Genomic DNA, 6,001 nt, shown 5'->3' on the forward strand with positions numbered 1-6,001 from the left:
GGCCGCCAGGCGGTCGCCGACCATCTGCCGGATTTGCGGCGCGACCTGAAGCTGGACTTCATCGTCATCAATGGCGAGAACGCCGCCGGCGGCTTCGGCATCACCCAGAAAATCTGCGAGGAATTCTACGCGCTGGGCGCCGATGTGGTGACCACCGGCAACCATGCCTGGGACCAGCGCGAGACGCTGGCCTATATCAATTCCGACCCGCGCCTGCTGCGCCCGGTGAATTATCCCGCCGGCACGCCGGGCAAGGGCGGGCATGTCTATACCAGCCAATCGGGCAGGAAGGTGCTGGTGGTGAACGCCATGGGGCGGCTGTTCATGGACCCGCTGGACGACCCGTTCCGCGCCGTCGACCGCGAGCTGTCGCAGAATGTGCTGGGCGGCGGGGTGCAGGCCACCATCGTCGACATGCATGCCGAGGCGACCAGCGAGAAGATGGCGATGGGCCATTGGTGCGATGGCAGGGCCTCGCTGGTGGTCGGCACCCACAGCCATGTGCCGACGGCCGATGCGCAGATCCTGCCCGGCAGCACGGCCTATCAGACCGATGCCGGCATGTGCGGCGATTACGACAGCGTCATCGGCATGCGCAAGGATATCGCCACCGCCCGATTCGTGCGCAAGCTGCCGGGCGAACGGCTGGAGCCAAGTACGGGGGAGGGCACGCTGTGCGGCGTGTTCGTCGAAACCGACGACCGCACCGGGCTGGCCCGGCAGGTGGCGCCGGTGCGGCGCGGCGGCAGGCTGGCCGCCGCCACGCCGCAGCCGCTATAGGCGCTTACTCCTCGACCAGGCTTTCGATCGCCTCGACCAGATCCCGGCCGTCATCGCCGCCATCGCCCTGCAGCTTGCGTTCGATGACCATGCTGAGCGCGTCGATATGGGCGCCCAGAATTTCCTTCTCCGCCGGGCTCACATGCATCCGCCCTTCCAGGAAGCGGCAGAGCGAGTTGGCGAGCCGGCTGGCGATGGGGTAGCCGAAGGTCTCGCCGACGCCGCGAATGTCGTGCGCGATCTCGTACATCGCCATCAGGAATTCGGCCTGGTTGTCCTGCAGCCGCTCCAGCGAGGTCAGCGCCTCCTGCAGGCGGATGATGTCGCCGTGGATATCCTCGGCGAAATCCGTCTCGGAGGTATAGCGCGCGACCGCGCTCTCGGCCCGGCGCAACAGCTCGTTATCGATGCCGCCACCGCCGCCGGCCACGGAGACACGGGCCTTGAGCCGGTTTGGCGGATGGATGATCTCGATCTTCCGATCCTTCTGTTCGTCCGACATGCTGCACTCCCCAGCTAAATCTTATGGGCGCGTGCCGACGATTTTTTCCAGCCCGTCGACAATTTCCTGCGCCATCTGGTTGCCCCGGCCCTTCAGGTTCATGCGGACCACGGCCCGCAGCGAATCAATATGCAGCTTGATCACCTGGAAGCTCAGCTCCTCGGGCTTCTGCAAGCTGTCGAGATATTTGCACAGCGAATCGCCGATGCGCGTGACCAGCGGGAAGCCGTAGCTGCCGCCCTCGCCGCGCATATCGTGCGCCACTTCATAGATTTCGTGCAGCGCCGTATGCGCGCCGTCCTGCGCCGTCTTCAGCGCATGTTCGTAGGCGGCGACCAGGCGGTCCAGGCTTTCCGACGTCTGGCCGGAAAAGTCAGTGGCGTCCAGCAGCACGTTCACCGCCGTTTCCGCCTTCGCCAGCATCTTCGGATCGACGCCCTTGCCCGCGCTGCCGACAAGATCCTTCAACGTCGTCCGGGGTTGGATGACCTCAAAATTCTTGTTCGGCTTTTTCTGCGTCGTCATGGTTCATCCATCCCGTCCAGGGGGCGCCGATCAGCGGTTCGACATGGTCTTCATGCGCGCCTGCGCCTTTTGCAGCGCATCCAGCTTCTCCTTGGTGAGCTGCGTGGTCGAGCTTTTCGGGGCGGCGGCCTTGGCCGGCGTCGGCGTGGTGACGCGGCGATCCTCCCCCGGATAGGGCAGGATTTGGCGGCGGCGGTCCGGTCCGAAATAATGCTCGGTGCGGATGAAGGGGCGCGGCGTCTCGATGATCGACACGATGCGGGTGTACAGCGCGCGCGCCGTCACCGGCTTGGCCATGAATTCGGTCACGCCAGCATCGCGCGAGCCCAGCACCTTTTCCTTCTCGGTGTGGCCGGTCAGCATGATGATCGGCGTGAAGGGGTCGGGACTGTCGGCGCTGTTGCGGACCCAGCGGCTGAACTGGATGCCGTCCATCGGTTCCATGTTCCAATCGACGATGACCAGATCGATCCGGTAATGCGTCATCTTCTCCATCGCATCCTGGCCGTGCTTGCCCTCGACGATGTTACGGCAGCCCAGCGATTCCAGGATCGTGCGGACAAGCACGCGCATATGCCGGTTGTCGTCGACCACCAGCACGGTCATGCGTTCGAAATTATAGGCGCCCATCATTGGATGTTCGGTACCAGCCGGTTCTAGTTGGCCCAGGATAGCCCTCAGCGCGGGAACGGCAATGATTCTGCCGTACTTCGAGGTGCAAAGCAATAAAAAGCAAATTGTCTAAAAATACCGCCTATCCCGGCGACCCTCCGGCCGCCCTACAGTCGCCGGGTCTCCTTTCGGGTCCGCACCTAGTGCCGGCGAATCCTGACCTATGCGTCAGGAGAGGGTAGGCATGCGACTCGATGGGTTGTTACATCTAATAACAACTCATAGGGTCCCGGGCTCTTGCTTCTCGTCTCCCTGACTGGCCGTCCTCTTTCGAGGGCGGCCATCTTTTTTGTCCAGAGGTCGCCGCCAGCACCTTGACCCATCGAGGGTCAAGGTATAGCATATCGCCATGCCTCGCCCCTCAATGCACCCGGCGCTGGCGTCACGCCCGGCCACCGACTATACCAGCCCGACCTATTGGAACGGGCTGATCAAGATGAGCCTGTCGAAATTCTTCATCCTGAACGCGCTGTATCGCCGGCCGATGCATGGCTATGAGGTGGCGCGCGCGGTGGAGAGCCTGACCAATGGCTGCTGCTCCCCCGGCGAGGGCACGATCTATCCGGTGCTGAAGGATTTCGAGGCTGGCGGTTATGTCACCGTCTCGGCCGAGATCGTGCAGGGCCGGGAGCGCAAGGTCTATGCGCTGACCGATCTGGGGCGCGAGGCGTTCCGCGTCGCCGTCGGCTCCTGGATGGAGGTCACCCAGTGCCTGCAGGAAAGCGACCGCCTGCTGGCCGTCGATGCCGACCCGGCCAAGGATTGCTGCGGGTAAATTTTTTTTGCGCTTAATACATCGAGCCTCGATGCTTAAGGAGAAGATGATGCCCCTAACCCCTGAAAGCCCCTTGCCGGTTCTGGTCATTGGCGGCGGCCCCGTGGGCCTGGCGGCGGCGGCGCATCTGGCGACGCGCGGCCTGTCCTTCCTGGTGCTGGAGGCGGGCGGGCATGTCGCCGACAGCGTGCGGCGCTGGGGCCATGTGCGGATGTTCTCGCCCTGGCGCTACAATACCGACAAGGCGGCCCGGGCGCTGCTGGAGCGGGCGGGCTGGGTCGCGCCCGATCCCGAGCATCTGCCCACCGGGCGCGAACTGCTGCGCGACTATCTGGAGCCGCTGGCCGCCGTGCCGCAGATCGCGCCGCATCTGCGCCTGGGCGTCCGGGCGATCGCCCTCGGCCGCGAGGCGCAGGACAAGGTGAGCGATGCCGGCCGCGCCGATCTGCCCTTCCTGGTGCAGGTGCAAACCGCCGACGGCGCGGTGGAGACGCTGCGCGCCGCCGCCGTGATCGATTGCAGCGGCACCTGGACCGCGCCGAACCCGCTGGGTGCCGGCGGCTATGCCGTGCCGGGCGAGGCCGCTGCCGCCGACCGCTTCGCCTATGGCATTCCCGATGTGCTTGGCGGTGACCGCGCCGCCTATGCCGGCAGGCGGGTGCTGGTGGTGGGCAGCGGCCATTCGGCGATCAATGTGCTGCTCGACCTGCTGGCGCTGAAGCAGGAAGCGCCGGAAACGGCGATTGCCTGGGCGGTGCGCCGGGCCGATCCGCAACGCGCCTTCGCCGGCGGGGCGGCCGATGCCCTGCCGGCGCGCGGCGATCTCGGCAGCCGGGCCAAGGCGGCGGTGGAGGAAGGCGCGGTCACGCTGCTCGCCCCGTTCCGCGCCACCGCCGTGGAGCAGGGCAAGGACGGCGGCGCACTAACCGTCAGCGGGACCGGCGCCGCCGGCCCGGTTTCCACGATCGCCGACCGGGTGGTGGTGGCGACCGGCTTCCGGCCCGCCCTCTCCTTCCTGCGCGAGGTGCGGCTGGGGCTGGACCCGGCGCTGGAATGCGCGGCGGCGCTGGCGCCGCTGATCGACCCCAACCTGCATTCCTGCGGCACGGTGCGCCCGCACGGCGCGCGCGATCTGGCGCATCCGGAACCGGACTTCTATATCGCCGGCATGAAAAGCTATGGCCGTGCGCCGACCTTCCTGCTGGCGACCGGGCACGAACAGGTGCGCTCCATCGTCGCCATGCTGGCCGGGGATCGACAAGCGGCCGATAAGGTCGAGCTTGAACTGCCGGAAACGGGAATCTGCAATACCCAATTGGCGGGTGCGGTCGCGCCGGTCCTTGCCGACACTGGGGGCGGGTGCTGTCCGGCGCCCAAGAAGCCCGTTTCCTGTTGTGGTTGACCCTCATGCCGGCTGACGCCGATTCCCCTTCCGCCAAACCGGATAACAGCCTTAGCCGCCAGAGCTGGATCATGGTGCTGACGCTGGCGACCGCGCAGCTGATCTCCTGGGGCGCGCTGTTCTACAGCTTCTCGCTGTTCGTGGTGCCGATGGAGCAGGCGCTGGGCTGGTCGCGGGCCACCATCAACGGCGCGCTGTCGGTCGGCCTGCTGGTGTCCGGGCTGACCGCCCTGCCGGTCGGCATGGCGATAGACCGCGGGCATGCCCGGCTGGTGATGACCGTCGGCTCGCTGCTCGGCGGCAGCGTGCTGACGATCTGGGCCTTCACCGAAAGCGTCGTCGCCTTCTATGCGATCTGGGCGGTGATGGGCGTGGCGCTGGCCTCCACCCTCTACGAGCCGGCCTTCGCGGTGCTGGCGGTGCGGCTGGGCCGGAAATACCGCAAGGGCATCACCGCGATGACGCTGATCGGCGGGCTGGCCAGCACCGCCTTCATTCCGCTGACCCAGCTGATGATCGAGCTGTGGGACTGGCGCACGGCCCTGCTGGGGCTCGCTGCCTTCAACTTCCTGGTCTGCGCGGTCATCCATATCGTGGTGCTGTCGGGCACGTATGGCAGCGTCGAGGAGCCGGCCGCGCCGGCGCAGGCAACCGCCACGCCCAAGCTGGGCGGCGGCAAGCTGCTGGGCCAGCTCAGCCGGCAGCCGAAATTCTGGGCGCTGCTGATCGCCTTCGTCTGCTACAGCGGCTATCTGGCCGCCATGCTGTTCCATCTGGTGCCGATGATGAGCGACCGGCAGGTGCCGATGGGCGTGATCATCGGCGCGATGTCGGTGATCGGCCCGATGCAGGTGGTTGGCCGCATCGTGCTGATGAGCCTGGGGCCGCGCATGAGTTCCGCCGTGGCCGGGCGGATCGTCTTCACGCTGATGGTGCTGGCGGTGTTCGTGCTGTGGGCGCTGCCGACCACGCCGCTGGTGCTGTTCGGCTTCGCCATTCTGTACGGCTCGGCGAACGGCGTCATGACCATCGTGCGCGCCACCATCGTGCCGGAACTGCTGACCCGCGACGCCTATGCCACGGTGAATGGGGCGATGTACATGCCGGCAACGCTGACCAAGGCGGCCGGGCCGATCCTGGCGGCGTTGCTGTGGGAATGGACCGGCGGTTACGACGATGTGCTGCTGGCGCTCATCATCCTCTCCGCCATCGCCGCCATCGCCTTCTGGCTCGCCGGCACGCCGAAGCCGGAAACGGCTTAGGGGCGGCGCGAAATCTCCCCTCACCCGGCTTTCGCTAGGCTCATTGCATTCGCCAAGCTGCAGCATCCCTCGCCCCGGAAGGG

Annotated in this window: 7 protein-coding genes; 4 read left to right on the forward strand and 3 right to left on the reverse strand. The window is 66.5% G+C overall.

Going from position 1 to position 6,001, the window contains the following annotated elements:
• Nucleotides 1–780, forward strand: a 780-nt coding sequence (locus AUP43_RS05520) for a TIGR00282 family metallophosphoesterase (RefSeq protein ID WP_067553607.1), incomplete at its 5' end; no start/stop codon positions are given.
• Nucleotides 781–784: 4 nt separating this feature from the next.
• Here AUP43_RS05520 and AUP43_RS05525 read toward each other — a convergent pair.
• The 3 genes from AUP43_RS05525 to AUP43_RS05535 are packed head-to-tail and all read right to left on the reverse strand — an operon-like array spanning nucleotide 785 to nucleotide 2,440.
• Nucleotides 785–1,282, reverse strand: a complete 498-nt coding sequence (locus AUP43_RS05525; protein WP_067553609.1) for a hypothetical protein — start codon at nucleotides 1,280–1,282, stop codon at nucleotides 785–787.
• A 21-nt stretch (nucleotides 1,283–1,303) separates the two neighbouring features.
• The gene (locus AUP43_RS05530) at nucleotides 1,304–1,807 is read right to left on the reverse strand and encodes a hypothetical protein (protein WP_067553611.1); all 504 of its coding nucleotides are present in this window, start codon (nucleotides 1,805–1,807) and stop codon (nucleotides 1,304–1,306) included.
• A gap of 30 nt (nucleotides 1,808–1,837) precedes the next feature.
• Complete coding sequence (locus AUP43_RS05535) at nucleotides 1,838–2,440, reverse strand: response regulator (RefSeq protein WP_232314884.1); 603 nt, start codon at nucleotides 2,438–2,440, stop codon at nucleotides 1,838–1,840.
• 388 nt (nucleotides 2,441–2,828) lie between these two features.
• Here AUP43_RS05535 and AUP43_RS05540 point away from each other — a divergent pair, with 388 nt between their 5' ends.
• Genes AUP43_RS05540 through AUP43_RS05550 form a run of 3 tightly spaced genes read left to right on the forward strand, consistent with a single transcriptional unit; the run spans nucleotide 2,829 to nucleotide 5,918 of the window.
• Nucleotides 2,829–3,254 (forward strand): PadR family transcriptional regulator, encoded by a 426-nt coding sequence (locus AUP43_RS05540; RefSeq protein WP_232314885.1) that lies wholly within the window; start codon nucleotides 2,829–2,831, stop codon nucleotides 3,252–3,254.
• Between the two features lie 46 nt (nucleotides 3,255–3,300).
• Nucleotides 3,301–4,656 carry an FAD-dependent oxidoreductase gene (locus AUP43_RS05545; RefSeq protein WP_067553615.1) on the forward strand — a complete coding sequence of 452 codons (1,356 nt, stop codon included), beginning with the start codon at nucleotides 3,301–3,303 and terminating at the stop codon, nucleotides 4,654–4,656.
• 5 nt (nucleotides 4,657–4,661) lie between these two features.
• A complete protein-coding gene (locus AUP43_RS05550) occupies nucleotides 4,662–5,918 on the forward strand; it encodes an MFS transporter (RefSeq protein WP_084462584.1) in 1,257 nt (418 codons plus the stop codon).
• The last annotated feature ends 83 nt before the right edge of the window (nucleotides 5,919–6,001 follow it).

The organism is Oceanibaculum pacificum, assembly GCF_001618175.1.
Classification (GTDB): domain Bacteria; phylum Pseudomonadota; class Alphaproteobacteria; order Oceanibaculales; family Oceanibaculaceae; genus Oceanibaculum; species Oceanibaculum pacificum.